Annotated in this window: 24 protein-coding genes and 5 riboswitches; of the genes, 3 read left to right on the top strand and 21 right to left on the bottom strand. The window is 63.4% G+C overall.

All coding sequences use genetic code 11. From position 1 onward, the window contains the following. Positions 1 to 130 precede the first annotated feature (130 nt). From U5805_RS23010 to U5805_RS22990, 5 genes are all read right to left on the bottom strand, one after another. Positions 131 to 1,534 (bottom strand): amino acid permease, encoded by a 1,404-nt coding sequence (locus U5805_RS23010; protein ID WP_322105810.1) that lies wholly within the window; start codon positions 1,532 to 1,534, stop codon positions 131 to 133. A gap of 36 nt (positions 1,535 to 1,570) precedes the next feature. Continuing rightward, positions 1,571 to 2,713: an aminotransferase class V-fold PLP-dependent enzyme gene (locus tag U5805_RS23005; protein WP_322105809.1), complete on the bottom strand. Its 1,143-nt coding sequence runs from the start codon at positions 2,711 to 2,713 to the stop codon at positions 1,571 to 1,573. Between the two features lie 31 nt (positions 2,714 to 2,744). Further along, positions 2,745 to 3,812 carry a porin gene (locus U5805_RS23000; protein ID WP_322105808.1) on the bottom strand — a complete coding sequence of 356 codons (1,068 nt, stop codon included), beginning with the start codon at positions 3,810 to 3,812 and terminating at the stop codon, positions 2,745 to 2,747. Between the two features lie 127 nt (positions 3,813 to 3,939). Then, positions 3,940 to 5,094 carry a pyridoxal phosphate-dependent aminotransferase gene (locus U5805_RS22995; protein ID WP_322105807.1) on the bottom strand — a complete coding sequence of 385 codons (1,155 nt, stop codon included), beginning with the start codon at positions 5,092 to 5,094 and terminating at the stop codon, positions 3,940 to 3,942. Positions 5,095 to 5,110: 16 nt separating this feature from the next. Next, entirely contained in the window at positions 5,111 to 5,881 is a 771-nt protein-coding gene (locus U5805_RS22990; protein WP_322105806.1) for an HpcH/HpaI aldolase family protein, read from the bottom strand. 395 nt (positions 5,882 to 6,276) lie between these two features. On the opposite strand from U5805_RS22990, the gene U5805_RS22985 reads away from it, so the two are divergent. Further along, positions 6,277 to 6,969 (top strand): GntR family transcriptional regulator, encoded by a 693-nt coding sequence (locus tag U5805_RS22985; RefSeq protein WP_322105805.1) that lies wholly within the window; start codon positions 6,277 to 6,279, stop codon positions 6,967 to 6,969. A gap of 110 nt (positions 6,970 to 7,079) precedes the next feature. Then, on the top strand, positions 7,080 to 7,304 hold the full coding sequence (locus U5805_RS22980) for a hypothetical protein (protein WP_322105804.1): 225 nt from the start codon (positions 7,080 to 7,082) through the stop codon (positions 7,302 to 7,304). 125 nt (positions 7,305 to 7,429) lie between these two features. On the opposite strand, the gene U5805_RS22975 is transcribed toward U5805_RS22980, so the two are convergent. From U5805_RS22975 to U5805_RS22960, 4 genes are all read right to left on the bottom strand, one after another. Further along, positions 7,430 to 7,663 (bottom strand): hypothetical protein, encoded by a 234-nt coding sequence (locus tag U5805_RS22975; protein WP_322105803.1) that lies wholly within the window; start codon positions 7,661 to 7,663, stop codon positions 7,430 to 7,432. A 144-nt stretch (positions 7,664 to 7,807) separates the two neighbouring features. Then, positions 7,808 to 8,587 carry a hypothetical protein gene (locus tag U5805_RS22970; protein WP_322105802.1) on the bottom strand — a complete coding sequence of 260 codons (780 nt, stop codon included), beginning with the start codon at positions 8,585 to 8,587 and terminating at the stop codon, positions 7,808 to 7,810. Between the two features lie 82 nt (positions 8,588 to 8,669). Next, entirely contained in the window at positions 8,670 to 9,929 is a 1,260-nt protein-coding gene (locus tag U5805_RS22965) for an acyl-CoA dehydrogenase family protein (protein WP_322105801.1), read from the bottom strand. Positions 9,930 to 10,295: 366 nt separating this feature from the next. Then, positions 10,296 to 10,634: a hypothetical protein gene (locus U5805_RS22960; protein WP_322105800.1), complete on the bottom strand. Its 339-nt coding sequence runs from the start codon at positions 10,632 to 10,634 to the stop codon at positions 10,296 to 10,298. 320 nt (positions 10,635 to 10,954) lie between these two features. After that, positions 10,955 to 11,019: riboswitch (Fluoride riboswitch) on the bottom strand. 220 nt (positions 11,020 to 11,239) lie between these two features. Next, positions 11,240 to 11,303, top strand: a riboswitch (Fluoride riboswitch). Positions 11,304 to 11,361: 58 nt separating this feature from the next. Between U5805_RS22960 and crcB the strand changes: the two genes are divergently transcribed. Further along, complete coding sequence (crcB, locus tag U5805_RS22955; protein WP_322105799.1) at positions 11,362 to 11,754, top strand: fluoride efflux transporter CrcB; 393 nt, start codon at positions 11,362 to 11,364, stop codon at positions 11,752 to 11,754. A 151-nt stretch (positions 11,755 to 11,905) separates the two neighbouring features. Here crcB and U5805_RS22950 read toward each other — a convergent pair whose 3' ends face one another. The 12 genes from U5805_RS22950 to U5805_RS22895 form a co-directional block, all read right to left on the bottom strand. Further along, positions 11,906 to 12,262 (bottom strand): DUF190 domain-containing protein, encoded by a 357-nt coding sequence (locus U5805_RS22950; RefSeq protein ID WP_322105798.1) that lies wholly within the window; start codon positions 12,260 to 12,262, stop codon positions 11,906 to 11,908. A gap of 54 nt (positions 12,263 to 12,316) precedes the next feature. Then, the gene (locus U5805_RS22945) at positions 12,317 to 13,627 is read right to left on the bottom strand and encodes a voltage-gated chloride channel family protein (RefSeq protein WP_322105797.1); all 1,311 of its coding nucleotides are present in this window, start codon (positions 13,625 to 13,627) and stop codon (positions 12,317 to 12,319) included. A 77-nt stretch (positions 13,628 to 13,704) separates the two neighbouring features. Further along, positions 13,705 to 13,775, bottom strand: a riboswitch (Fluoride riboswitch). 153 nt (positions 13,776 to 13,928) lie between these two features. Then, positions 13,929 to 15,848 (bottom strand): proton-conducting transporter membrane subunit, encoded by a 1,920-nt coding sequence (locus U5805_RS22940; protein ID WP_322105796.1) that lies wholly within the window; start codon positions 15,846 to 15,848, stop codon positions 13,929 to 13,931. A gap of 64 nt (positions 15,849 to 15,912) precedes the next feature. Beyond that, complete coding sequence (gene nuoB / locus U5805_RS22935; protein ID WP_322105795.1) at positions 15,913 to 16,722, bottom strand: NADH-quinone oxidoreductase subunit NuoB; 810 nt, start codon at positions 16,720 to 16,722, stop codon at positions 15,913 to 15,915. 28 nt (positions 16,723 to 16,750) lie between these two features. Beyond that, positions 16,751 to 18,286 (bottom strand): NADH-quinone oxidoreductase subunit C, encoded by a 1,536-nt coding sequence (locus tag U5805_RS22930; protein WP_322105794.1) that lies wholly within the window; start codon positions 18,284 to 18,286, stop codon positions 16,751 to 16,753. Then, on the bottom strand, positions 18,235 to 19,710 hold the full coding sequence (locus U5805_RS22925) for a hydrogenase 4 subunit F (RefSeq protein ID WP_322105793.1): 1,476 nt from the start codon (positions 19,708 to 19,710) through the stop codon (positions 18,235 to 18,237). The genes U5805_RS22930 and U5805_RS22925 overlap by 52 nt, the downstream gene beginning before the upstream one ends. 2 nt (positions 19,711 to 19,712) lie before the next feature. Continuing rightward, positions 19,713 to 20,393: a hydrogenase gene (locus U5805_RS22920; protein WP_322105792.1), complete on the bottom strand. Its 681-nt coding sequence runs from the start codon at positions 20,391 to 20,393 to the stop codon at positions 19,713 to 19,715. Between the two features lie 4 nt (positions 20,394 to 20,397). Next, positions 20,398 to 21,345, bottom strand: a complete 948-nt coding sequence (locus U5805_RS22915) for a respiratory chain complex I subunit 1 family protein (protein ID WP_322105791.1) — start codon at positions 21,343 to 21,345, stop codon at positions 20,398 to 20,400. A 233-nt stretch (positions 21,346 to 21,578) separates the two neighbouring features. After that, positions 21,579 to 21,650, bottom strand: a riboswitch (Fluoride riboswitch). A 50-nt stretch (positions 21,651 to 21,700) separates the two neighbouring features. Then, positions 21,701 to 22,069: a DUF190 domain-containing protein gene (locus tag U5805_RS22910; protein WP_322105816.1), complete on the bottom strand. Its 369-nt coding sequence runs from the start codon at positions 22,067 to 22,069 to the stop codon at positions 21,701 to 21,703. A gap of 237 nt (positions 22,070 to 22,306) precedes the next feature. Further along, positions 22,307 to 23,602 (bottom strand): phosphopyruvate hydratase, encoded by a 1,296-nt coding sequence (gene eno / locus U5805_RS22905; RefSeq protein WP_322105790.1) that lies wholly within the window; start codon positions 23,600 to 23,602, stop codon positions 22,307 to 22,309. An 89-nt stretch (positions 23,603 to 23,691) separates the two neighbouring features. Beyond that, entirely contained in the window at positions 23,692 to 24,228 is a 537-nt protein-coding gene (ppa, locus tag U5805_RS22900; RefSeq protein ID WP_322105789.1) for an inorganic diphosphatase, read from the bottom strand. Next, positions 24,228 to 24,557 carry a DUF190 domain-containing protein gene (locus tag U5805_RS22895; RefSeq protein WP_322105788.1) on the bottom strand — a complete coding sequence of 110 codons (330 nt, stop codon included), beginning with the start codon at positions 24,555 to 24,557 and terminating at the stop codon, positions 24,228 to 24,230. Before U5805_RS22895 ends, ppa begins: the two co-directional genes overlap by 1 nt. A gap of 194 nt (positions 24,558 to 24,751) precedes the next feature. Continuing rightward, positions 24,752 to 24,824: riboswitch (Fluoride riboswitch) on the bottom strand. Between the last annotated feature and the right edge of the window lie 14 nt (positions 24,825 to 24,838).

Here is a 24,838-nt window from a genome sequence, read left to right as displayed (position 1 = left end):
GCCCGCCGCCATCAAGCGCGATCATCAAGCGCGACCGTCAAGCACAACGATCAAGCACGACTCTCGCGCACAACCATCAGGAACGATCATCGGGCACGGCCATCAGGCGCGCATCCGGGCCATCCGGCGCTCAGACGCCGGCCGCGTCCGCCATCGGCGCTTGCGCGAGGCGCTTGCGATAGACGAGGTAGACGATCGAAATGCCCACGAGCCACGGCACGCCCACGATCCACGAAATGTCCCAGAATTCGGTGTCGAGCCCCATCGTCACGAGAATCGCCGCGAGCAGCGCGATGCCGGTGATCTGCGCGACCGGAAAGAACGGCATGCGTACGGGCAGCGCGCGGCCGCGCCACGCGCGACGGAAGCGCAGGTGCGTGACCAGAATCACGATCCACACGAAGATGCCGCCAAACAGCGCGATCCCGAACAAATAGTTGTACGCGAGCGGGCTGAAGAACGACACGGCCGCGGCCGCGAGAATGCCCGCGCCCGAAATGAGCGTGGCGACGAGCGGCGTGCCGTTGGGCGAGAGCTGGCCGATCCAGCGTGGCGAATAACCGCCGCGCGCCAGCGAAAACAGCGTGCGCGAGGAAAGATAGATATTCGTGTTCATGCTGGAAAGCGCCGCCGTGATCACCACGAAATTCATGAGCCCGGCCGCGTGCGCGATGCCCGCATGCTCGAACAACTTCACGAACGGGCTTTGCTGCACGACCTTCGCGCCCGCCTCGGTCCACGGCAAATACGCCACCATGATGCCGAGCGCGAGAATGTAGAACAGCGTGAGGCGCAGCACCATGGAGCGCAGCGCGCGCGGAATCGCCTTCGACGGATCTTTCGCCTCGCCCGAAGTCACGGCCACGATCTCCACGCCGTAGAACGAGAAGATCGCCATCAGCACGCCCATCCACACGCCGCCAAAACCGTGCGGCATGAACCCGCCCGGCAAGCCCGTGAGGTTGTGCAGGCCCACCGCCGCCTGCCCGGTGCCGAAGCCGAGCAGATGCGAAAGCCCCACGACGATAAAGCCCAGAATGGCCACGACCTTGATGAGCGCGAACCAGTATTCGAACGAGCCGAAGTTCGTGACCGAGCGGCAGTTCACGTACACGAGCGCGATGCCGAACGCGATCGACCAGAGCCACACGGGCACGCCCGGAAACCAGAAGCCCATGTACACGCCCACGGCAATGGCTTCGCCGCCCACGGCCACGACTTCGATGATCCAGTACGTGTAGCGCACGACGAAGCCGGTCCAGCGGTTCAGGTACATCTCGGCGTAGGTGCCGAACGAGCCCGCCGTGGGATGCGCGACGGCCATCTCCGCGAGGCTGAACACCATGATGACGGCGATGAGCGCCGCAATCGCATAGCTGATGAGCACGCCCGGACCCGCATAGCCGATGGCGATGCCGCTGCCCATGAAAAGGCCCGTGCCGATCGCGCCGCCGATGCCGATCATCGCGATCTGACGCTGCGAAAGTGCCTTGTGCAAGCCCTTTTCGCGTGAGGTGATGCTCGTGTCTTCCATATCCTGGCTCCTTTGCAAGAGATGATGGATGCGAGGTCAGGCTGCGGGCAGCAAGGCCGACAGGCTGTCGATGACGGCGGGCTGCGTGAGCACGCCGGGCGAGAGACGCAAGGTTTGGCCGCGCGTGTCGACGAGCACGCCGTTGGCGGCGAGCACCGTTTCGAGCGCGCCCGCTTCGATGTGCGCGGGCAGTTCCGCCATCACGCTGCCGCCGCGTTGTTCGTCGTCGCGCGGCGAGCGCAGCGCATAGCCCTTTTCGTCGCACAGCGCGATGAGCCGCTTCGCGAGCGCGAGATTGTGTTCGCGCATGCCCGCGGCCTCGGGCGACAGGCGCCACGCGAGCCCCGGCGCGGAAGCCACGAACGGCAGGAACGACGGCGTGCCGTGATCGAAGCGGCGCGCGTCGCCGGCCAGCGCGAAGCGCGACAAGTCCCAGTTGAACGGATCGGGCTGACTGAACCAGCCCTGCACCATGGGCGCGAGCCTTTCGTCGATGAGCGCGGGGTTCAGGTACGCGAGACCGGTGCCCGGTGCGCCGCACAGCCATTTGAGCGTGGTCGTGCCGACGAAATCCACGCCGGGCGCGTTCACGTCGAAGTCGAGAATGCCCGCGCCCTGCGTGATGTCCACCGCGATCAAGCTGCCCTGCGCGCGCCCATGCGCGACGAGCCGCGCGAGATCGGCGCGCTTCGAAGCCGTGGACGTTACCCACGTCACCACGGCCAGCGCCACGTCGTCCTGCCAGCGCGCGACGAACGCGTCGTCGCTCACGTAGGCCGCGCCTTGCTCGAGCGGCACCGTGTCGAGCGTGAAGCCCAGCACGTTCGCCATGCTGCTCAGCATGTAGTGCAGGCTCGGAAAACAGTCGCCCGCGATCAGCACGCGGCGGCCTTCGAGGCGCGCGCGGCCGAGCGCGCCCACGAAACGCGCGAACGCGTCCGTGACGTTTTCCGCGGCGAATACGGCGTGCGCCGGCGCATGCACGAGCTGCGCCCACCTGTCGAGCACTTCGCGGCGCGCGTTCAGGCCGTAGTCCCAGCGTTGCAGATCGGGGCGGCACCAGTTCGCCGCGAAGGTATCGAGCGCGCCGCGCACCGCATCCTCCTGGCCCGGAAACATGCCCACGGAGTGATAAAGCAGCCAACCCGCGTGCGCGGGGTCGTCGTTGAGTTTAATCATTCGTCATCCTGATTAAATTGGCGGCCCGCGCTCAGAACATATGACGCAGGCCGACGGCCACGCCCAGTTGATTGCTCTTGCCCGGCAATTCGGTGTAAGCGCCGCCGCTCACCTTGTTGTAGTCGACGGTCGTATAAATCTGGCTGCGCTTCGAAAGCGAATATTCGGCCAGCAGCACGCCCGTATAACGCTTGCCGCCGTTTCCGCCGAACCCGTTCACGTTGTTCATGTCGTCGTAGTAGAACGCGCCCGTGAGCGCAAGCGAAGGCGTGGCCTGATACACCACGCCCGTAAACAGCGTCATGTCGCGGCGCGGGTTTTGCGCGAACGAGCCTTGCGCGACCGTGCGGCTCGAATCGTTGAGCGAATCGTCGACGAAACCGGTCGCGTCGCGCCCGCCCATGTACCCGACGAACACCGTTGCCGGGCCGTAGGCGTATTTGCCGCCCACGCCCCACATGCGCTGCACGTTGTTGCTCAAATCGCGCTGCTCCTGGTAGGTGCCGCCGAAGCTGGCGGGGCCGAGATCGTACGAAACGCGCAGGCCCCAGTAGGCGTTCTGGCTCAGACTGCCCGGCTGCTGGCCGAAGCCGTAGGTGGCGCCCAGGTGCAAACCGCCGAACTGGCCCGCATACGTGGCCGTGTTGTCGATGCGGCCGATCGTCATGAAGAACGGCCACGAATTGCCGGTGTAGTTGCCGACCGTCAGCGGGTCGAAGTCGCCGAAGAAGTTGAACGATTCCGTGCCCTGGCGGCCCAGCGTGAAGGTGCCGTAGCTGCCCGAAATGCCGACATACGCATAGCGGCCGAACAGGCGGTTCATGTCCATGCTGCCGTTTTGCGGCTCGAAACCGCTTTCGAGGCGGAACAACGCCTTCATGCCGCCGCCCAGATCCTCTTCGCCCTTGAGGCCCCAGCGGCTGTTGGTGATCGCGCCGTTGGCCAGTTGCACCTGGCTGTCGTTCTGCGCGTTCGAATTGGTCGTGAAGCGAATGCTCTGATCGACGATGCCGTACAGCGTGACGTCGCTCTGCGCGAAGGCGGCGCCCGACAGCCCAACCCCGAGTGTGGCGATGGCGGCCTTGAATTTGCGTTGCATGGTCTTGTTCTCTCTTTCTTCGATGAAAAACGACGAACCGGCACCGCTGCCGATTCTTCGGATAACGAACTATTTGCGATTCGAGCGCGCGGGCAAAGCGCGCTTGCTGTCCCGGGTTCCCGGCGGGTTAGCGTCGAATGAAGGTTTCGAGCCGGTCCATGGCTTCGATCAGGCTCGCGTCGCTGCGTGCGTAGCAGAGCCGGATCTGTTGCGCCGATTCCTCGCCGAACGCGACGCCCGGCGCGAGCCCCACGCCCGCCTCGCGTACCGCGCGCTTGCAAAAGTCCAGCGTGTCGTTCACGCCCGCCACGCTGAACATCAAATAAAACGACGCCTGATTCGGCACCACGCTCACGCCCGGCATCGCGCGCAAGCGTTCGAGCGCGATCTTCTGGCCGCCGCGGCAGCGCTCGACGAACGACTGGACAAACGGCTCGCCTTCGTTGAGCGCGACTGTCGCGCCCGCTTGCAGGAATGCCTGCCCGCCGCTCGTGTTGAACTGAATGAGCTTCTCGAACGTGTCGAGCATCGCGCGCGGATACACGAGCCAGCCCATGCGCCAGCCCGTCATCGCCCATGCCTTCGAAAAGCTGTTGACGACGAACACCGGGTCGTCGGGCGTGGCGAGTTCGAGCAGCGAAGGCGCATGCGAACGGTCGTAGACGATGCGCTGGTACACCTCGTCGGCAAGAATGGCGATGCCCCGCGCGCGGGCGAACGTCATCAACGCGCGCTGCTGCTCCGGCTCGATCATCCAGCCCGTGGGATTGCCCGGCGAGGCGTAGTAGATCGCCTTGGTACGCGCGTCGCAGGCATCGAAAAGACGCTGCAAATCCAGATGCCAGCCGTCCTCGCCATGGCCGAGCGGAACCGCGCGCGCCTCGCCGCCCGTGATGGTGATCGCGCGCAGGATGTTGGGCCACGAAGGCGTCACGCACACCACGTTGTCGCCGGGCTCGATGATCGCCTGCGCGACCAGCATCACCGAATTCATGCCCGAGCAAGTGGCCGCGATGCGCGCGTCGTCGAGCGCGACGTTGCACAGGCGCCGGTAGTACGCGGCAATCGCCTCGCGCAGCGCGGGAATGCCGCGATTTTGCGAGTAGAACGTGTGGCCGTTCGCGAGCGCCGCCATTGCGGCTTCGCTGAACACTTTGGGCGTGGGCAGATCGCTTTCGCCCGCCCACAGGCCGATCACGTCGTCGCGCCCGACGCCGAGGCGCCAGACGTCGATGATGGGCGAATCGGGCATGGCGAGGATCGCGTCTCGTGTGAGGCTCATGGCGTGGTCGCTCCGTTCATTCGTGGGGGTTGCCGGCCGGATTCGCCGCCGCGCCGAGGCTGTGCGCGCGCGCCGCGAGAAAGCCGTTGCGCACGAGGTCGATGTCGTTCGCGCACACGGCCATACGGTAGCCTTCGGCGAAGGCGCGGCGCGCGGCTTCGGCGTCGGCGGTAAAGAGGCCGCACGCGAGGCCATGCCGGCGGGCGGCCTGCAACACGCGCTCGCAGTCGCGCGCGAGCACTTCGGCGTCGTGCGTGCCGCGCGACAGCGCGAGGTCGCCGGTGCCGATGAAGAGATAGTCGATGCCGGGCGTGGCCGCGATGTCCTCGACGTTGGCCACGCCCGCCGCCGTTTCGATCAACACGCCCACGGCCACTTCGCGATCGGCCGCGAGCATCGCATCGACGCCGGCGAGCAGCGGCCGCACGCCGCCGCCCGAGCGCCGGCCGTGCGGAGGGTAGCGGCTTGCCTCGACGGCGCGGCGCGCTTCCCCGGCGGTTTCCACGAGCGGCACGAGCACCGAAGCCGCGCCCGCGTCGAGCGCCTGCGCAATCGCGGCGTGCGTGTTTTCGGCGCAGCGCGCGATCACGGGCACGCGCTGCGCGGCCGCGCCGATGGCCGCTTCGAGCGTGCCGCGCTCCCACAGCCCGTGCTGCAAGTCGAGCACGAGCGCGCCGGGCCGCGCCCGCGCGGCGAACTCCGCCACCGGCACGCTGCCGAGCGCGAGCCAGATCAGGTCGAGCGGCGCTCCGGCATGCAGGGCGGGCTTGAGCGATTCGAACAACATGAAGACTCCGGTTGCCGCGCGCGGGTCTCGCGCGCCAGGTACTAAGCCACATCACCGAATCCAGTTCGTAAATTCTGAATTCAGTTTTTCGATGAAGCGAAGGTAAGCGGAGAAAATGGGCCTGTCAAACGAAATTGTTTAAGCCTCAAGCAATTTAAGGGAAGTCCCCGATGTGCCCTCGCCATGGCGGCAAGCCCACGCGCGGGCGGCGCGCGGCGCGAAACCGGCGCAGGCACGGCGTATACGCAAGCAAACTGAATGCAGATTGATGCAGTCAAGATGAAAACGCCGGTTGGCGCGCGAACGCGCTTGACAGCGCCGCGCGCCGCCGCCTACCCTAGACCACGCTTTTGCATCCCGCGCATCAGAATTCAGAATAACGAGACTTGAGCCACATGCCCGACTCCACCGCGAAGGTCGTGAAACTGCCCCGGCGCACCGCGCTGCGCCAGACCACGCTCACCGAGACCATCTACACGGAAATCCGCGCGCGTCTGCGGCGCGGCGAGGTCGGCCCCGACGACCGCGTGCTCGACTACGAAATCGCCGACGAATTCGACTGCACGCGCATGCCCGTGCGCCAGGCGCTGCTGCGGCTCGTGAACGAGGGCTATTTGATCGGCACCACGCGCGGCTTCGTCGTGCCCACGCTCACGAGCGACGACGTACACGAAATCTTCGAGGTTCGCCGCCTGCTCGAACCCAGCGCGGCCGCGAGCGCCACCGCCTCGCTCGACCGCGCGCTCGACGACGCGCTCAAGCGCGCCTACCAGCAAGCGCGCAAGGCCTGCGACAAGAACGACAACGAGGCGATGATCGAGGCCAACATCGCGTTTCGCGACGCGTGGCTGGGCGCGGTGCAGAACATGCGCTTGCAGGACACCATCCGCCGCTTCGCCGATCACGCGCAGCAGGTGCGTCTGGGCACGCTTCGCGACCATGCCACGCAGAAGATCGTCGTCGACGGCATGAAGGAACTGCTCAACGGCTTCCTCGAACGCAATCCGAGGAAGGTCAACGTGGCCATGACCGCATTCATCACGCAGGCGGAACAGCGCTATTTCGCGTTGCTGAGCGGGCAAGATTGAAGCGCGCCGCCGCGTGCAATTTTTTGCGGCTGTTCACGCGAATTCTGGCGAAGTAAGGTTGCTCCGTGGCGTTCGTCGTGTGCGAGCGCCGGCATTGATTGGGGGCACGTATGAAGAATGCGGAAACCGTGCGCGAACGCGCGGCCATGGCGGCGAGCGCGCTGGCGCTCGGAATGGTGTCGGCGACGGCGGGCGCGGCGTTGTGGTTGCGCGCGCTCGAAGAAAGTGCGCCCGCAAGCGCGGGCGACGAGGCGGCTTCGGTGACGGCGGTGCTGATCGGAGTGTTTCTCGCGACCTGCGGCGGCCAGGCGTTGTGGCGCACGACGCTGCGCTAAGGCGGCGCGTGTTCGAAACGCGTTCGAAACGCGTTCGAAACATGTCCGAAGCGTGTTCGAAGCGCCCGAAGTTCAAAACGCGCGCCTCGGACCGCCTCGAACGAAGCGGCACGCGCGGCGTTTCGTCAATGCTTGCCGAGCAGCAGCATCACGCCGATCACCACGCCCATGGTGAACGCGGCGCACCCGAGCGCCACGCCCAGGTCGATGATCTGGGCGTGCTGGCGCTGAACGAATTCGGTCACGGCGCGCGCGCGGCGATCGACGGGCGCCGCCGCCGCGCGCGCCTGCATCGCCTCGCCCATGGCGTCGATGTACTTCATCAAATGCGTGGTGTCGAGCAACAGTTGCGGGCCCATGACAAAACTTCCCTGCGCTGAATAACGAGACGAACGTCACGATAATCGCGCGGGCCTGGCGTGCCTATCGAACGAATTCGATTCCGCCGGAGCAACCGCGAAAACACGACCCGACCTTTCTACCCGCCATGCGTCGCCGCAAATTCACGCGCGCGGCGCCGCGCGCTGCGGAAACAGCAGGACGCAGACCACGATGAACGCGAGCAGCACGCCCGAGGCATAAAAGCGGCTGATATCGAAACCGCCTTGCGCGAGCGGCTTGTCGAACAGATCGCCCAAGGTGGCGCCCAGCGGGCGCGTGAGCACGAACGCCGCCCAGAACAGCGCGGTGCGCGAAACGCGGCGCGAAAGCCACAGCAAGCCGACCACGACGATGCCCATGCCGAAGATCGCCGCGCCCGCTTCGAAGCCTAAACCGAGGCCGCCGCGATCGTCGTCGGCCACCCAGTCGCCGAGCGCCGTGCCAAGCGTTTGCGAAAACAGAATGGTGATCCAGTAAAACCATTCCACGCGCGCCACGGCCACGCTCTCTATCGACACGGAACCTTCCGTGCGATACCAGACCGCGAGGCTCAACGCGAGCATCACGACGATCAGCAACACGCCGCCCGGATAGCCCACGCCCGCCGAGCGGTCGCAGAAGTCGGCGAGCGTGGTGCCGAGCGTGGTGGTCGCGACGATGGTGGCCCAATAGAGCCACGCGTTGAAGTGCCGCGCGCGCACCTGCGCGAACACGAGCACGGCGAATGCGGCGAGAAAGATCGCGGTGCCCACGAGATAGCCGAGATTCAGCGACATCGTCACCCAGTCGCCGCCGGTTTCACCGAGCGTGGTGGCGGCGATCTTGACGATCCAGAATCCGGCTGTCAGCGCCGGCACCTTGCTCAGCGCATGACGCGGCACGCTTGCGGCTGTCGAATGCATCGGCTCGCTCCTTCGAACACAGGTCAAACATGGAGCGGCTTATCGTAGTCGATGCGAGCTTAGGATTTGCTGAAGGCCGCGCTCAAAACACGCGGCCTTCGGTCAGATGCGTGGTGACGCCGTTCAGCGTGTAGTCGCCGATCACGCGCGCCTTGTGCGTCAGCGGATTGTGGCTGAAGATCGTGCGCAGATTGCGCCAGTGGCGGTCAAAATTATGCGAGCGCGCCGTGGCCGATGCGCCGCCCGCTTCGAACAGGCGCTCGGCCGCCTGGAGCGCGAGCTTGCTCACCACGAGCTGCGTGCGCGCCGTGGCGAGCGCGCCTTCGAGCACCCGCGCGTCGGCGTCGGCGTCGCCGCGGCGGATCGCTTCGGCCTGGCGCTCGAGCACGCGCGCGTTGTCGCGCACGAGCGCATCCACGGCGTGGCTATGCGCCGACAATTCGCCCACCACCTGCTGAATGAACGCATCCTCGCGCGCCGTGGGCGCCGGACTATGGAGCACCGGACGGCCGTGATTGATTACGTAATGCTTCGCATCGCTAACGATATTGCGGACGATGCCCGCCGCCACCGCCACGAGATGCAATTGCCGCAGCGCGCCTGTATGGCGTCCGACGAGCGAGCCGAGCACGCGCGGCGCCACTTCGTCGGCGCGCACGAGCAGGTTCTCGAACACGAGGCCGCCGCTCGCGGTCATGCGCTGCCCCATGCCGTCCCAGTCGTCGAGCACGCGAAATCCTTCGCGCTGCACCGGCACGATGGCGATCACGGGAAGGCCCGCGTCGTCCTGCACGTTCAGGCGCGCGTAGTCGGAAAATGCCGTGCCCGTTGCATAGTATTTGCGGCCGTCGAGCCGGTAATGCTCGCCGTCGCGGCGCAACTGCACCGTGATTTCGCCGGGCCGCGCGGTGCCCACTTCCGTGGACGCGCCGCCGAAAATCGCGCCTTCGGCCACGCGCCGGATCTGCACGTCGTTGAACGGCGTGCGCGGCGCGAGCAGCAGCACCTCGGTCTGATCGAAATGCAGGCGCAGCGCATGCGCGAGATTGCTTTCCGCCGCGCCGAGCGTGGCGATCAACTCGAATACGTCTTCGAGCGAACCGCCAAGGCCGCCCCATTCGATCGGCAGGCGCAGCCGCCCAAGCCCCGACTCGCGAAAGCGCGCGGCCGCGTCGAACGGCAATTCACGGCGCACCTCGCGCGACGCGGCGCCTTCCGCGATGGTCCGCGCCAGCTCCGGCAACGCCGCGAGCGCCTGCTGCGCGGGATGCCCGCCCGCGTGCCGGGCAGACTGCTGCGCAAACTGCGCGGACGATGAAGCAGGGGTTTCGGTGGCGGCCATTCTCTTTCCTTTGCACTATGCGCGGCTTGAAGCCGCCGGGCAGAAAAGTATAGGAATGCGAGCGCGGCGCGATAACTACGCATTTCGACTTACGTTATGCACGGCGCTGCAAAGCGCGTGGCGCGCTTTGCAGCGCCTTGTGCTCGTGCTCGATAGACACGCGGCCGTATTCGGTGAGGCCGGTGGCAGCGGCGGCCGCGGTCGAACAGCGCGCCGCCGGGTTCGGCTTAGAGTTGGCGAATCTGCCGCAAAAGCGCGGTTATCTTTCCAGGTGTTATGCGTGACTAATTTTTCTGAAGCCGTGAATTCGTAGAAAGGCACTGCTCGTAAAGCTTCCGCCAGCAGTTTCTCCGCTTTTAATTGAAATCAGTCAAACTCGTCTCTGCCGATTTCGTTAAATCCAAGGCAGCGGAGCATCTCCTGCATTGCAGCCACAAGCGATGTTCCCCGTACACGTTCGCCACCGGGTCCGACAACCATGAACTCGCCCGAAGCAAACGCAAAAACACTTACATGGCCGAGTTTGCGCAACGCCTGTTGCAGCAGATCGAGTGAATTTTCGCGCGCAACAGTGTCCGTCGTTTCGATCGTACGAACCGACGAAACGATCCTATCCCCATTAATTTTCTGCCTGTCTTCCGGTATCTGCCTTGATACATGATCAGGCACGTCTGGACACTGACGCTCATTGAATTCGAGCAGCATAATTTCTTCTCCAATGCTCAATTTTCTGACTCATGCACGGCAACAATTGCACGAATTGATTGTCGTCGTGCTTCCTGACGAAGCCGCTTCGATCAACGTCGATGAAAACCGTGGGCGCAGACGCGCCGGGCGACTTGCCCTCGCCGGACTGGAGCCGGAGACATTCGCATGAAGCGACAACGCACGTCCAGCGGCGCGAGAGGAACGAAGAAAGATGCTGCGAATCGCAGCAAGAGACGGGAGCAAAAACGAAGACAAGATTTCATGATGATCCTACTTTTGTCGTGTCAAGTTCGGTACATAACGAGGATGTACGTGGACAAACAGTAGGCATCATCAGCCGATGCGACCGGCAGTTAAGGAGAATGCCATCTCCTGCTTCCAAGCATACTGCTCTGCTTTGGGATCAGCAAGTCCTCACCTTGGGATTTCTCGTTGAGTTTTCACCGTGCGATCGCGGGTATCGCGGGAAATTCTCTCTGTATTTAAGCTTACAGTAGTCCAGATGGCGTCCGTTTTTATAACCGGAACTCACTGTTTTTTCGCAGCATGAGCCGTCGTATCCCAAGGCCATTCGGCTTGACGCTGCGGTGCGTCATGCTAAAATTTATTCAGGAGATGGCATTCTCCTTTAACCGCTCTCGTCGAGCCGATGATGCCTACAACCCGCCAGACGACCGTCACGGTGTGACCGTCGTCGAGGTCCAATTAGAATGGGGCATCGGATATGTATCAATCGGTTATCGCGGTAGCTGTCGGCGGAGCTTTGGGCTCGTTGTTTCGCTGGTTTCTCGGCATTCGTCTTAACGGGCTGTATCCCGACCTCCCGCTCGGTACGCTGGCAGCCAACGTGATTGCGGGCTACATCATCGGCGCCGCCATTGCCTTTTTTGCTCGCCTGCCACAAATCCCGCCGGAGTGGCGTTTGTTCGTCACCACGGGACTAATGGGCGGCCTGTCCACCTTTTCGACATTTTCTGCGGAAGTTGTGAGCGACCTCCAGCAAGGCAAGTTCGGCTGGGCAATGGGAGAAGTGGCAATTCATCTTTCCGCCTCCATTGTCATGACCATCCTTGGATTTGCGACTGTCGCCGCGGTATCACGTGCCGCATTCGCGTAGCTTCGCGCGCTTCGATGACCCGCGAACACGCGCGCCGGAATTTCACTAGCAAGCAGCGCAGGGGCCGAAAACAGCAAACGGCCCGTCACGCGTTCTAGTTTGGTTCCCCGGTCATGTGGCGTTTCCTCCGCGTCCGCGAGCACTCAATCGTTCATGGCTCGACGAACGCGCCCTCGCAGGGAAGAAACACGGCCCGGACGTTTTTCAGACCTTTGCCGTGCGTGCCCCAAAACTCGCGCACCTTGCTCTCCAGATCGATCAGTTCGATGCAATGCGGAAAGCGATGATGCGCCGCCTCGACGTGCTCGTGGTGTAGCCGGTCGCCGTTCAGGTAGCCCGCATGCACGCGATGCAGCAGCGCCTGTTCGATGCCCGCGCGCTTGGCATGATCCAGCAGGTGACGTGCAAGGCTCGGGCGCGTCAGACGATGCCAGAGGCGTTTCGACGGGTGCGCATGCGCGCGCTCGGAATGATGAAAATACAGGCGAAGTGAAATCAGGTTGGACATGGTATTTGCAAGTAGGTGCGTATTCGGTGTACTCGGCGTATTCGGTGTTCGGACTCAGGACTGACGAGGCGCGACGGCGGCAGCACGGCGCGCGCGACGAAGCGCGGGAATTTCGGAAAGCCGCATGCCTGCCGGAAGCAGCGGATGCTTGGCGTGGCCGACGCGCTGCGCCCGGTAAATGCCCGTATGGCCGGAGAAGAGATACGCCACGACGCAGGCAAGGCATGCATAGACCGCAATGTCCGATCCGAACAATTCGATCGCCATGATGGTCGATGCGATAGGCGTGTTGGCCGCTCCCGCGAACACGGCGACGAAGCCGAGACCGGCCAGAACCGGCATCGGCAGCGCGAGCACATGCCCCAGGGCGTTGCCCAGCGTCGCGCCGATGTAGAACAGCGGCGTGACCTCGCCGCCCTTGAAGCCGGATGCCAGCGTGACCGCCGTGAAGGCAAACTTGCCGGCGAAGTCGTAGACCGGCAGCGGGTCGTGGAAGGCTTGCACGATGGTGGGAATGCCGAGCCCGAGAAACTGGGGAACGCTCAGCGCGACGCCCGCGACGGCCACGATGGCGCCGCCGACCAACGGTCTCGCCGGCGCATAGGTGATCTTGCGCTTGATGAACGCCGCGAGTGCGTGCGTGGTATCGGCGAACAGCATGCCGACGATGCCGAACGCGATACCCGCAACGATGACGGAACCCAAACCGAGCGCCGTGATCGGCGGAATGAATGGAATGCTGTAGACGGTATGGTGAATGCCCCAAACGCGGCATACCTGGTCCGCAACGACTGACGAGGCAATGCAGGCCAGCAACGCGTCGTAGCGAAGACGGCCGATAGCCAGCACTTCGAGGCCGAAAATCGCCCCGGCCAGCGGCGTGCCGAACACCGACGAAAATCCGGCGGCGATCCCGCCCATCAACAGAATGCGACGTTCGTCGCGGTTCAGGCCAAAGAGCGCGGTGACCTGGTCGGCCAGCGCACCGCCCATCTGGACCGCCGTGCCTTCGCGTCCGGCGGAACCGCCAAAGAGGTGCGTAACGACGGTGGCGATAAGGACGAGAGGCGCCATGCGCTTGGGCACGATCTTTTGCGGGTCGTGAACCTCGTCGATCAACAGGTTGTTTCCGCCTTCGACCGACTGACCCACGCGATGGTAAACCCATCTCATCGCGAACCCGGCAAGCGGCAATAGCCACAGCAGCCACGGGTTATCGACGCGGATATCGGTGGCGCGGTCGAGCGCGTAGAGAAAGACAGCGGAGGCGGTGCCGGCAAGCGCACCGAGGATGCAGGACAGAAGCAGCCAGCGCGCCATGTACGGCAACATGGCCAACTGCTCGAGGGACTTCAGGTTTTTCATGTTTTCCAGGTTTGAAACGGTGTCAAACCTGGGCGACGGGGGCATACCGCAGACGACCTACGACCTCCTTCACCCAGGAACTCGTAGGCATCATCAGCCGCTAACAGTGCGCGGCGGTTACGGGAGGCATGCCATCTCCGAAAAGCCGTGCGATTTTACGGGACAAACCGGCCCATCCACAACCCATTTGTCGCGGAAAGAATACGAACGCCGCCCCGCACCTGCGCGCGCAAGCAGGCGCATCGTCGTCATCCGCCGCATTCGTTCGTCGGCCGTGGCGCCGGCAAACCAGGCGGCGACGCTAAAAAAGCGTGAGCAAGAGAATGGCGATCAATAAGCCTCCTATCAACGCGAGATAAAAGTTCAGATTCCCCGACTGCAAGACGCGAAGCTTGTCGGCGAGAAACACCACGGTGCGCACGGCCGGGGCGAACAGATGCCGCTCGAACAGGTCGGTCACGCCAGAGGAAAACACCAGCCGTTTGATGAAGTATTCGCGTTGCTCGTGTTCCCGCGTCGTACTCATGGTCGGCTGATACACGAAGCTGTAGAACGTGCGCATCGCGTTCGAGAAAGTCAGCGCCGTGGTCATCGCTTCGCGGGGATTCGCCGTCATGCCGCCAAACCAGACGGGGACGCGCCTGACCGCGCGCCGTTTCGTCAGCCGCAGAAGCACCAGCGGCACGATGGCGAGCAGCGGCATGACGATGACGAGTTTCGAAGGAGAAATAAACGCGAATTTGTCGGTTAAAGGGACAAGTCGCCAACCGGAGACCATCGCCTGCGGGCTATTTGCGTTGAACAACCGCTGGGCGTCCGCCGCGAGCGCGTCGAGCCAAAGCGGTGCGCCTACCGCCACCGCAAGCACGCAGAGTCCCAGCATGCCGACCGGCAACGCGTAGGCTCGTGGTACGGAAAGGCCGAGGTCGTCGTCGGGCAATCCGAGCAATCCCAGTCCAAAGAGCTTGACGAACGTCGCGAGCGCGACAGCGGCCGCGAGCGCGAGTCCCGCGCCAGCCAGCACGAGCACCAGTCGGCCCACGAACGACGACAGATGAAAGCCCTGAAAGACGGACTGGAACACATACCATTCGCTGACGAAGCCCGCTTGCGGTGGAACCGAAGCAAGACTCATCACCGAAAAAACGGCGCCCAGCCCGAGCAGGAAGCCGCTGCGATTGAGCCATCCACGCTGGACGATGTCGTAATGGCCCGATGCCGCGAACACCCCATCGGCGGTCAGAAAGAGCGCGCCTTTCGCGAGCGCGTGTCCCGCGAGGTGGAGGAGCGCCACCGTCCACGCCAGCCCCGCGAGATCCGCAAGATGGTCGGCGCGAAACACCTGTGTCACGCCCAGCATGACGATGGCAATAGAAGCGTTTTCCGCCGACGAATAACTTAGCAGTGCTCGCCAATCGTCCTGCTGAAAAGCGAACAGCACCGCGAGAATCGCACTGACGACGCCGAGTGCAATGGCGATCACGCCAAGGCCAAAAGCCGTCGTGTCGTGACTGCCGGCGCCGAGCCAACTGTTCCAGCCCCGGCTCAAAGCGAAATAGGCCGCGTTGAGCACGACCCCGGAAAACAGCGCGCCCGTCGCGCCGCTGCCGCTCGAATACGCTCGCGGAAACCACTCATAAAACGGCAACATGCCGAGCTTCGCCCCAAACCCCACTAGCAGCGCGAGCCCGGCCAGCCAGGCCACGACCTCGCCGGACGCGGCCACGCCCGCGGGGAAGCGTCCGAACGCCGTTCCGCCTGCTGCATGGTCGAGCAAGAGGACCGCGAACACGAGCGCCACCGCTCCCACCTCCAGAAGCGCGAGCATCAACAACACCGGCCTGGCCTCGCTCGCTTGCGCGTGTTCGCCCGCGAGCATTAACGCCCCGCCCAAACTCATCACTTCCCACGCGACCAGCATGGCGGCTCCGTCCTGCAAACCCGTGACGCCAAGCGCGCCGAGCAGGCTCAAGGCGGCGCCCGCATACCAACGGCCCGACCGGCCCGCGAGCGGCGACCCCAGCCCGCAGGCGAAGAACGCGGGCACGAGGCCGAAGCCGAGCAACCACAAACCGGACGGCTCGATCGCGAAAGCGACCGGTTCCGACGCGAGGGAGATGCCCGCCAGCACGCGCCCGGTCCCGAACGGAAGCGCGACGAGGCAGGCGAGCACGCCAAGCAGGCAACCCATTGCCAGCAACGCACGGACCAGCTTCCGCACCGGGCGCCAAGGCGACAGCAACGCCGCAACGCCCCACGCGCCGGCGGCGCATGCAAATAGCGGGTTAGCGTTCAATCCGGCCTCCCCTCATGCGCTGTTCGGCCCGGCCCACGATCATCAGCAGCGCGTGAATGAGCGCCGCCGGATTGGGCGGGCAACCCGGCAGATAGATGTCGACGGGCACCACGCCGTCCAGGCCCGTTCCGCACGCGTAATTGCCGCCCGACACGCCGCCCGAGACCGCGCAGGTTCCCGTTGCGATAACCCATCGCGGCTCGGGCATGGCTTCCCACGTTTCGAGAAGCGGGCCTTGCATCGCTTTCGTGACTGGCCCGGTCACGAGAAGCACGTCGGCGAAGCGCGGCGACGGCGTGAAGAAAATGCCAAGGCGATGCAGGTTGTAGAACGGATTATTCAAGGCCTGGAGTTCGGACTCGCAACCGTTGCACGATCCGGCGTCCACGTGCCGTACGTGCAAGCTGCGCCCGAAAGCGCGATGCACGCGCTCCCCCTTTGCGCTCGCGGCATGCTCGCTCTTTCGCGCGTTACAGTGGAGATCGAGTCTGTCGCCCACGCCAAGCGCCCAGTCGGCCGACTCGCTAAAGGCGCCCGTGGGACAGGCTTCCACGCAGCGCTGACATACGATGCAGCGCCCCCAGTCCACTTCGGGCGGCGCGGCCTCGCCGGCGCGTGCGTCGAAGCGGATCGCATGCGTCACGCAGACGTCGGCGCACTCGCTACATTGCGGACGGCATTTCGCGGGATCGTAGCGCGGCATGCCGAGCACGCCCGCTTGCCCGTCGTCGTCGCCGTTCAACGGCCAGGACGTGCTGGCGCTGCCTTCCTTGAGTCCAAACCAGGTCCAGAGCGACATGGGTGTTTTCCTCTGCACGTGTGTCCGGCTAACGGGCGCAGCCCGATATCGTCAAGCCGAAACTGGCCTCGTTGATGGCGTAATCCATCATGTTGCTATCGTGTACGGTCGACGGAAACACGCGCCAGTTGGCGAACGACGGCGACTTGATTTTCACGCGCGCGAGCCTTCCCGCCGCATCGACATGAACCGCGTAGAGCGTCGTCCCGCGCGCCGATTCGGCCCAGCCCATCCCCTCGCCATGCGCTCGCGGCGCGCACGGCACGGATAACGGACCGTCGGGCACGCCGGCTTCGGCCGCGGCCTCCAGCAGCGCCATGCTCGCGCGCAATTCGGCGATGCGAACCTGCATGCGGGCGGCGGCATCGCCCGCCTCCGCCACGGCAACCTGAGGCGGAAGCGCCGCATAGGCGGCATACGGATGATCGCGCCGCAAATCGCGATCCACACCCGATGCGCGCTCGATAGGGCCGGTCGCCCCCTGATCGAAGGCCAGTTTTTGACTCAACGGCGCCGTGGAAATCAGGCGATCGAGATGACTGGTCGTCCGCTCGATCAAGCCGATGTACTGTTCGATCTGCGGTTTCAATCCGGCCAGCCCAACCTCGAGCGCACGGAGATCCAGCGCTCGCCGCACCCCGCCGGGCCACACGAGACCGCGCAAGAAGCGGCTCCCGCCGACCCGGCCGTTGAGCTGCTTGGCCCGCTCCTCGAGTAACATTCCCTGCGCTTCTCCCACCTTCAAGGTGGTGGTGTGACAGAGATGACCCAGATAGTGAAGATGGTTGTAAATGCGCTCGAGCTCCGCGGCCATCACGCGCAGCCACAGTGCGCGCGCGGGCACCTCGCAATCCGCCGCATCTTCTATCGCCTGAGCATAGGCAATGGCATGCGCCACGCTGTCGATCCCCGCAACGCGTTCGGCGAGCAACGTCGCTGCGCCGACGTCGCTACCTTCAAACTGCTTTTCCATGCCACGGTGCTTGAGGAACAGATTCGGGTGGTAATGAAGAATCCCCTCTCCCAGATAATAGAAAATGAATTGCGCCGATTCGAGCACGTCGGCGCGAACCGGACCGAATGGCAGCAACTGCACATGCTTGCCGGACACGGCCGGAAGCGAGGGCGCCGGCAAGCGCGCCGCCGCGCTCTGCCCGCGCGCCGTATCGGGTTCGAGCGGCCCTCTGTCCGCGTGCGGCAGAAACGCCGTCACCAGCCGTTCCGGCTCGGGATGCCCGGAAAATTCCACGCCGCTCATTTCCATGATTTCGCGCTCGTGCCAGCCCAGCAACGGGCTGATCGCGGCGAGACTGGGCAAGGGCAAACCGCCTGCCGCAACGCGCCAGACGTTGAACTTCTGCTCGTTCGGCAAGGTGAAAACATAGCGAACCTCGGCCGCTTCGCCATGAGGAAACCATGCATAGGCGCCCTGAAACCGGCCGCCTTCGGCCACCAGCCGCTCGGCGCGCGCGGGCAGTTCGTTCGCCGTGATCGACGCGCAGACGCAGCGATTCATCGCGCCCCTCCGCTCAGATCCGCGGCGACGCCTTCGAAGAAATGCCATAGCCCCTGCGGCCACCAGACGCCAAGGACGAACACCGGCAGGATTGCCAGCCACATCGGCATCGTCATCCACGTGCTGATGTCGACGGATTTCCCCGCCGGCGCGCACGCCGCGTCGCCCGGTGCGCCGAAGTACATGCTGCGGAAATGATTCAGAAAGCCGATAAAGATCACGATCAGCAAGGCCAGCAATACGATGACCGCCCATGCGTTCGGCGTCGCGAAGCCCGCGCGCATGAGCGCCAACTCACTGAGAAAAAGTCCGAAAGGGGGCGCGCCCGTGATCGCGACCGCGCCCGCCATCCACAAGCTTCCCGTCACGGGAAAGCGGCCCCAGACGCCCCGGATCGCGCCGATATCCTTGGTCCCGTACGCCCGCATGACATTGCCCGAGCCGAAGAACATCAGCGACTTGTTCAGCGAATGATTGAGCATGTGATAGAGCACCGCGGCGATCGCAAGCGGGCCGCCAAAGCCGATGCCCAATGCGAGCACGCCCATATGCTCGACGCTGGAATACGCCATGAGCCGCTTGATGCCCTGCTGCCGCACGATAAAAAGCGCGGCCACCAGCAGCGAGAACGCGCCGAACGCAACGAGCACCGTGCGCGGCAGGCGAGACCCGCTTGCCGCGTCCATGACGGTCAAAAAGCGCGCGACGCCAAGCATCGCGGTGTTCAGCAGCGCGCCGGACAGCATGGCCGATACCGGCGCCGGGCCTTCGCTGTGGGCGTCGGGCAGCCAGGTGTGCATCGGCGCAAGACCCGCCTTGGTCCCGTAACCCACGAGCACCAGCAGGAAGGCCATCTGCGTGAGCGCCGGGTTCATGCGCGGCGCCGCATGACGCAACGTCTCCCACGTCATGGCGTAAGTGGGGCCGAGCACGAGGCTTCCGGCCCAATAGAAAAGCACGGTGCCAAGAAGCGCGAGGCTGATTCCGGCCGACACGACGATGATGTATTTCCACGCCGCCTCGATCGATTCCCTGCCGCGCTCGAACCCGACCAGAAACGTGCTGACCAGGGTCGTCAGTTCGATGGCGATCCAGTAAACGCCGATGTTGTTCATGAGCGGTCCGCTGATCATGGTGGCCGCGAACAGCGAGAAAAGCGCGTAGAAACCGGGCAGCCGCGCCTCTTCCTCGCGCAGCAGCCGCATATATCCCACGGCATAAATCGACGCAAGCAGGTAGACCGTACACGTGCAAACCAGTGTCCATGCGCCGAGGGCGTCGAAGAGTACATAGTCGCCGAGGTAGGTTGCGGAGTCCTCCACATGCACGACCAGCCATAGCGAGGCCGCAAAACACACAGCGGAGGCCGCCAGATTCCCGAACTCCGCCACCCGGCAGTTCTGGCTCGCGCCGGCCAGCACCGCCGACAATAGCGGCGCGATCACGACGAGGGCGAGTGACAATTCGATCACGATCACCCCACCAGCCGCCGAAGCTCGCGGCTGCTCGTGCTCCCCACGTGCGCAACCAGATAGCGAACAAGCACGCCGAAGCTCACCACGATCACGAGCAGATCGAACAGCAGCACAAGCTCGATCAACAGGGGCATTCCCGGAACCAGGATCTGCGAGCCGAGAAAGATGCCGTTTTCGAGCACGAGCAAACCGAGCACCTGACTGATGGCTTCCTGGCGCACCGCGAGCATCAGGAACCCGATCAGCTTCATCGACAGCATGACCGTCAGCGCCAGGACGACCACCGTGCCGCCAAGGCCCAGCGAACCGCCAAGATGATTCGACACCACGAACGCGAACAGCACCAGGAATGCGCCCAGCACGAGGCAGGAACTCGGCTGCAAGGTGACATGCAATTCGCGTTCGACAGAAAGACGGGCGATGATGCGCCAGATGAGATAAGGAAGCACGAGACCGCGAAAAAGCGCGGTGAGCGCCGCGACGAAATACAACTCGTGGTAGTTCCCGTAGTAACCCACGGCCGCGGAGAGAATGGCGATCAACCACGACTCCGCCATGAACGCGATCAGATAGTCCTTGAGCCATCGCGACCCCAGCATCACAAACGCCAGCAGCAGGCTACCGATGGCAAGCAGGCTGAATAGCGAGGCGGCAAGCGGACTCAGGTGGGCGAGCAGCATCGTTTCACCGTAACTGGTTTGCGGCAATGGCCAGGACCGCGAGCATGAACGATGCGGCCAGCGGCTCCTGGTAACGGAAAAAGCGCAGGCGCGACTGCGACGTTTCAACCAGTACGACCACGAGCGCCACGACCAGCATGCGCGCAATGAGGCCCGCCGCCGCACCCAGCGCGCCAAGGACGGTTCCGTTCTTCGAGAGCCCCCACGGCAGCGTGAGCACATTGCAGAAGATCGTGAAAAGAATGAACTGCTTCATCATCGACGCCCACTTCAGCAGACCGAGCAGCGGGCCGGAGTACTCGAGAATACGGGCCTCCTCGATCATGTAGACCTCGATGTGCGTGCTGGAATGAATCGGCAGGCGGTCCGTTTCCACTAGCAGCAATACGAAAAACGCGAACACGAGAAAGAGATGAGCCGGACTCCAGTAGACCGAAGGCTGCTGCACGAGCAAATGGTTGACGACAAACGGCAGCATGGCCTTCGCCAGCAAAGTGATGCCGACCAGCACGAGAATCAGCGTCGGCTCGGCCAGGATGCCGAGCATCACCGCGCGGCTCGAACCGATCCCGCCATAGGCGCTTCCCGAATCCAGGCCCGCAAGAACAATGGCGAACGAGCCCAGGGTCAGAATGAGACCGCCGCCCAGAATGTCGCCCATATCCGAGAGCGGGAGCGGAAAGTCGGTGAGGACAGGTATCAGGATCGGCACGGTCATCATGCAGGTGAACGCCACGACGGGCGCGCACCAATAAATCCACGAGGCGGTTTCCGGCACCACGAGCTGTTTGCAAAACAGCTTGCGCAGATCGCGGTAAGGCTGAAAGATGCCGGGCCCGCGACCGCGCCGGATTCGCTCCTCCCATTGCAGGATCGCGCCCTGAAGAAGCGGGGAAAGAACGAGAACGGTGAGAACCTGAGCAATCTGGAGAAGGATGGCGCGCGCCGTCATGGCAAGCCTCCTTGCTGCGCTCGTTCGTCTCGAACGACGCACTGAGACACGCCATAAGCGCAACGACGCGCATCGCGCCGAACCGACGCAACGCGAAGGCAATCAAGCCAGACGGAAAACGGCCATGACGATGTGCGCTTGCATCCCATATTCTTCGTATTTTTCAGGCATCGAAGTGCCCGGGATGCTCATGAACGCGAGCCGGCCAAATGCCTGCCGGCCCCGGCTCCCGGGGTCTGGCAGGCATCATCAGACGCGCAAGCCTCGCGCGACGGTTAAGGGAGAATGCCATCTCCACGTGCTTGTGGCTGGAGTATAGGAAACCTCCCACCACATGCAAGCCCGCAAATCTCTGCTAGTGCGTCCGCGGGTGAAAGAGAGAGAAATGCTTCCGCGCATCGCCATGCCCGTCGTCGCCGATCAAACCGAATTCCACGGGCGAGCGCGTATAAAAAACGTGTACGTGCGCGGATTTCACGGCACTGAGCATTCGCTCGGCTTCGTCCTGCGTGACAGCGAGAATGATCTGAACCGGTTGATCGAGCAGCCGGAGCATGTGCGCGGCGTGATGCGTTCCCGCATGTCCCGTGCCCTCCGCACAGTTGATGACCGTTGCCCCATGAATGCCCAGTTGCCTCGCTTCATGCAGCAGCCATTCCGTAACCGTGTGATGACCGTGGCGGCGATTCTGTTCGGTGTAGAAAGTAAGCTGATAACCGTCCATATCTGCCTCCTCCAAACAACGGTGGCCGCCGTCGACGAAGATCGCTTCGGAAGCCGCAAACGACTCATTCATTCTAGTGTACGAAAGCAGCGAAATCTCTTGCTGCGATGCAGCGACGTACGCGCATAAGAGCATCGCGCCCGCGCAAGCGGCCTTTGCGCCCAACGGAATTGTCATGCGAATCCAATGCCGCTTCGCCTGTTATACGTGCATCCCCTATTTTCCGTTTTCGGTTCGCTAGCGGCGGTCGAGCTGACGAAAAGCGCCACGTCCTGCAAAGCGGGCATCGTCGCCTAGCATTCTCTCGATCGCGAGCAGCCGGTTGTACTTGGCGACGCGTTCGCCGCGTGCGGGCGCACCGGCCTTGATCTGGCCGCAGCCCAAAGCAACGGCCAGATCGGCAATGCTGGTGTCGCCGGTTTCCCCTGAACGATGCGAGACCAGGCACGTATAGCCGGCGGAAAATGCAAGCTGCGCCGTGTCGAGCGTCTCCGTCACGGTTCCTATCTGGTTGAGCTTGATGAGGATGCTGTTGCAGCAATGCTCGTCGATGCCTCGTTGCAGGAACTTGCTGTTGGTCACGAACAGGTCGTCACCGACTACCTGTACGCGCTCTCCCAGTTCTCGCGTCAATGCCGAAAACCCTGCCCAGTCGTTATCCGCCAGTGGATCTTCCAGCGACACGAGCGGGAACCGCGTTACCCAGTCGGCCCAAAAATCAATCATTTCACTCGATGTCAATATCCGTTGGTCGCGCGTGAGGCGATAACGACCATCGACGTAAAACGAACTGGCGGCCGGATCGATTCCAATTGCGATGTCCTCTCCCGGCCGATAGCCCGCCCGCTCGATGGCCCGCAAAATGAGTTCGAGCGCGGCGACGTTCGAGGGCAATTGCGGCACATAGCCCCCCTCGTCTCCCACGTTGGTGGACAGCCCGGCGTCGGCCAGCACCGCGCCGAGGGCGTGATACGTTTCCGCGCCGTATCGCAACGCCTCACGAAACGTCGGTGCGCCAAACGGAACCAGTTTGAACTCCTGAATATCGGGGCCTTGATGCGCATGCTTGCCGCCGTTGAGCACATTGAACATCGGCACGGGCAAGACATGCGAGTTGGCCCCGCCGAGATAACGAAACAGCGGCAACCCGCTCTCCATCGCGCCGGCCTTCGCGCACGCGAGGGATGCACCGAGAATCGCATTGGCGCCCAGGACCTTCTTCGACTCCGACCCGTCCGCCTCGATCAGCGTTGCGTCGATGGCTCGCTGTTCGTCAGCCCGCATGCCGACGAGCGCCCGAGCGATTTCCTCATTGACGTGCTGAACGGCGGTCAGCACGCCTTTTCCGCCGTACCGTTCGGGATTTTTGTCCCGCAACTCCACAGCTTCAAATTCCCCCGTCGAAGCCCCCGAGGGCACCGACGCACTCGCCGTCACACCGTTCGACAACGAGACCGACACCTCGACTGTCGGGTTGCCTCGCGAATCCAGGATTTCGTCTGCGCACACCCGGTCTATGACTGCACGACTCATCGCAACTCCCGTTATCTTCGTCATTGGTCGGCGATGGCCAGCGTCATGCAGCAAGAAGGCTGGCCACCGGCGACTCAGGACATGCGTATTCAGACATGTGTCTCACGAAACGCCGAAGCCGCATTGCGAATCGCTTGATAGGCCGCATCGATATCGGCCCATCCTTCGAAACGCACCCATTTTCCGGGTTCGAGCTTCTTGTAATTTTCGAAGAAAAACTGGATCTGGTTGAGTGTGTAATCTCCCACATGCTCGAGTTCGGTCACGCCGCGCGTGGAGGGACACACGCCGTCGACCGGCACGGCAATGATTTTTTCGTCAGGGCCGGCCTGGTCGGTCATGTTCATCAGTCCAACCGGGCGACAGGCGATCAACGATAGCCGTTCCAGCGGAAACGGCGCGATCACGATAATGTCCAGCGGGTCGCCGTCCCGTGCGAGCGTTCCGGGAATGAATCCGTAGTTCGCGGGATAGCGCATTCCGGCGCTCATAATGCGGTCGACGCGCAGAAGCCCAAGCTGTTTATCCGCCTCATATTTCACCGGCTCGCTCTGCGCCGGAATTTCGATGATGGCGTTGACTTCCAGCGGGACATCGTCGCCGACGGGAATTGCGTTGAAATCCATCAGGCTTCTCCCAGTGTTCCAAGCGTGTCGAATTCGATAGGTGCGCGCGTATAAAACAGACGAACGCCTCCTGGTTGCAACCGCCCAAGCAGTGCGTCGATTTTTGCGTCATCGGCAATCAACGTCACCGCGACGGGCTGGTCGGCCAATTCGAAAAAGCGCGCGGCGTGAAGCTTGCCCCTCGCATCCACGCCTTCCGATATCTCGACAACCGTCGCACCCACAATACCGGCTCGCCCGGCTTCCTCAATCAGCCAGTCGACCACGGTCATGTGCTCGACGCGATGACTCTGATTTGCCGCATAGAGCGTAAGTTGGCTTCCCTTCATTGGGGCCTCCGTTTTGCGGAGCAAACCGCCCTGTGGGCAAACCTCGACGGATAATGCAGGCGCGCAACTGCGCCACACCCGCCACGGTGTTGAAAAAGACCTAGTCGCATGAAAAACCAGATTCGTAGATTGATCAAATCTGGGTGGCAGGATGCCGAGGATGCCTTGAGAATGCCTACGACCTCCTGAACCCAGGAACCGTAGGCATCATTAGCCGGGCAAATGCCGGCGGTTTGAACAAGGAGGAATGCCATCTCCTGTTTTCAGTGTAGCACGTGCGA

The sequence above is a fragment of the Paraburkholderia sp. J41 genome (assembly GCF_905220235.1).
GTDB lineage: Bacteria > Pseudomonadota > Gammaproteobacteria > Burkholderiales > Burkholderiaceae > Paraburkholderia.
The sequence above is the reverse complement of the archived record's forward strand: the minus strand, read 5'-3'. Positions and strand labels throughout refer to the sequence as shown.

Excerpts from the sequence above, each read along its gene's own strand:
- U5805_RS23010 (WP_322105810.1), bottom strand. The coding sequence starts at position 1,534 with ATGGAAGACACGAGCATCACCTCACGCGAAAAGGGCTTGCACAAGGCA.
- U5805_RS23005 (WP_322105809.1), bottom strand. The coding sequence starts at position 2,713 with ATGATTAAACTCAACGACGACCCCGCGCACGCGGGTTGGCTGCTTTAT.
- U5805_RS23000 (WP_322105808.1), bottom strand. The coding sequence starts at position 3,812 with ATGCAACGCAAATTCAAGGCCGCCATCGCCACACTCGGGGTTGGGCTG.
- U5805_RS22995 (WP_322105807.1), bottom strand. The coding sequence starts at position 5,094 with ATGAGCCTCACACGAGACGCGATCCTCGCCATGCCCGATTCGCCCATC.
- U5805_RS22990 (WP_322105806.1), bottom strand. The coding sequence starts at position 5,881 with ATGTTGTTCGAATCGCTCAAGCCCGCCCTGCATGCCGGAGCGCCGCTC.
- U5805_RS22985 (WP_322105805.1), top strand. The coding sequence starts at position 6,277 with ATGCCCGACTCCACCGCGAAGGTCGTGAAACTGCCCCGGCGCACCGCG.
- U5805_RS22980 (WP_322105804.1), top strand. The coding sequence starts at position 7,080 with ATGAAGAATGCGGAAACCGTGCGCGAACGCGCGGCCATGGCGGCGAGC.
- U5805_RS22975 (WP_322105803.1), bottom strand. The coding sequence starts at position 7,663 with ATGGGCCCGCAACTGTTGCTCGACACCACGCATTTGATGAAGTACATC.
- U5805_RS22970 (WP_322105802.1), bottom strand. The coding sequence starts at position 8,587 with ATGCATTCGACAGCCGCAAGCGTGCCGCGTCATGCGCTGAGCAAGGTG.
- U5805_RS22965 (WP_322105801.1), bottom strand. The coding sequence starts at position 9,929 with ATGGCCGCCACCGAAACCCCTGCTTCATCGTCCGCGCAGTTTGCGCAG.
- U5805_RS22960 (WP_322105800.1), bottom strand. The coding sequence starts at position 10,634 with ATGCTGCTCGAATTCAATGAGCGTCAGTGTCCAGACGTGCCTGATCAT.
- crcB (WP_322105799.1), top strand. The coding sequence starts at position 11,362 with ATGTATCAATCGGTTATCGCGGTAGCTGTCGGCGGAGCTTTGGGCTCG.
- U5805_RS22950 (WP_322105798.1), bottom strand. The coding sequence starts at position 12,262 with ATGTCCAACCTGATTTCACTTCGCCTGTATTTTCATCATTCCGAGCGC.
- U5805_RS22945 (WP_322105797.1), bottom strand. The coding sequence starts at position 13,627 with ATGAAAAACCTGAAGTCCCTCGAGCAGTTGGCCATGTTGCCGTACATG.
- nuoB (WP_322105795.1), bottom strand. The coding sequence starts at position 16,722 with ATGTCGCTCTGGACCTGGTTTGGACTCAAGGAAGGCAGCGCCAGCACG.
- U5805_RS22930 (WP_322105794.1), bottom strand. The coding sequence starts at position 18,286 with ATGGCATTTCTTCGAAGGCGTCGCCGCGGATCTGAGCGGAGGGGCGCG.
- U5805_RS22920 (WP_322105792.1), bottom strand. The coding sequence starts at position 20,393 with ATGCTGCTCGCCCACCTGAGTCCGCTTGCCGCCTCGCTATTCAGCCTG.
- U5805_RS22915 (WP_322105791.1), bottom strand. The coding sequence starts at position 21,345 with ATGACGGCGCGCGCCATCCTTCTCCAGATTGCTCAGGTTCTCACCGTT.
- U5805_RS22910 (WP_322105816.1), bottom strand. The coding sequence starts at position 22,069 with ATGGACGGTTATCAGCTTACTTTCTACACCGAACAGAATCGCCGCCAC.
- eno (WP_322105790.1), bottom strand. The coding sequence starts at position 23,602 with ATGAGTCGTGCAGTCATAGACCGGGTGTGCGCAGACGAAATCCTGGAT.
- ppa (WP_322105789.1), bottom strand. The coding sequence starts at position 24,228 with ATGGATTTCAACGCAATTCCCGTCGGCGACGATGTCCCGCTGGAAGTC.
- U5805_RS22895 (WP_322105788.1), bottom strand. The coding sequence starts at position 24,557 with ATGAAGGGAAGCCAACTTACGCTCTATGCGGCAAATCAGAGTCATCGC.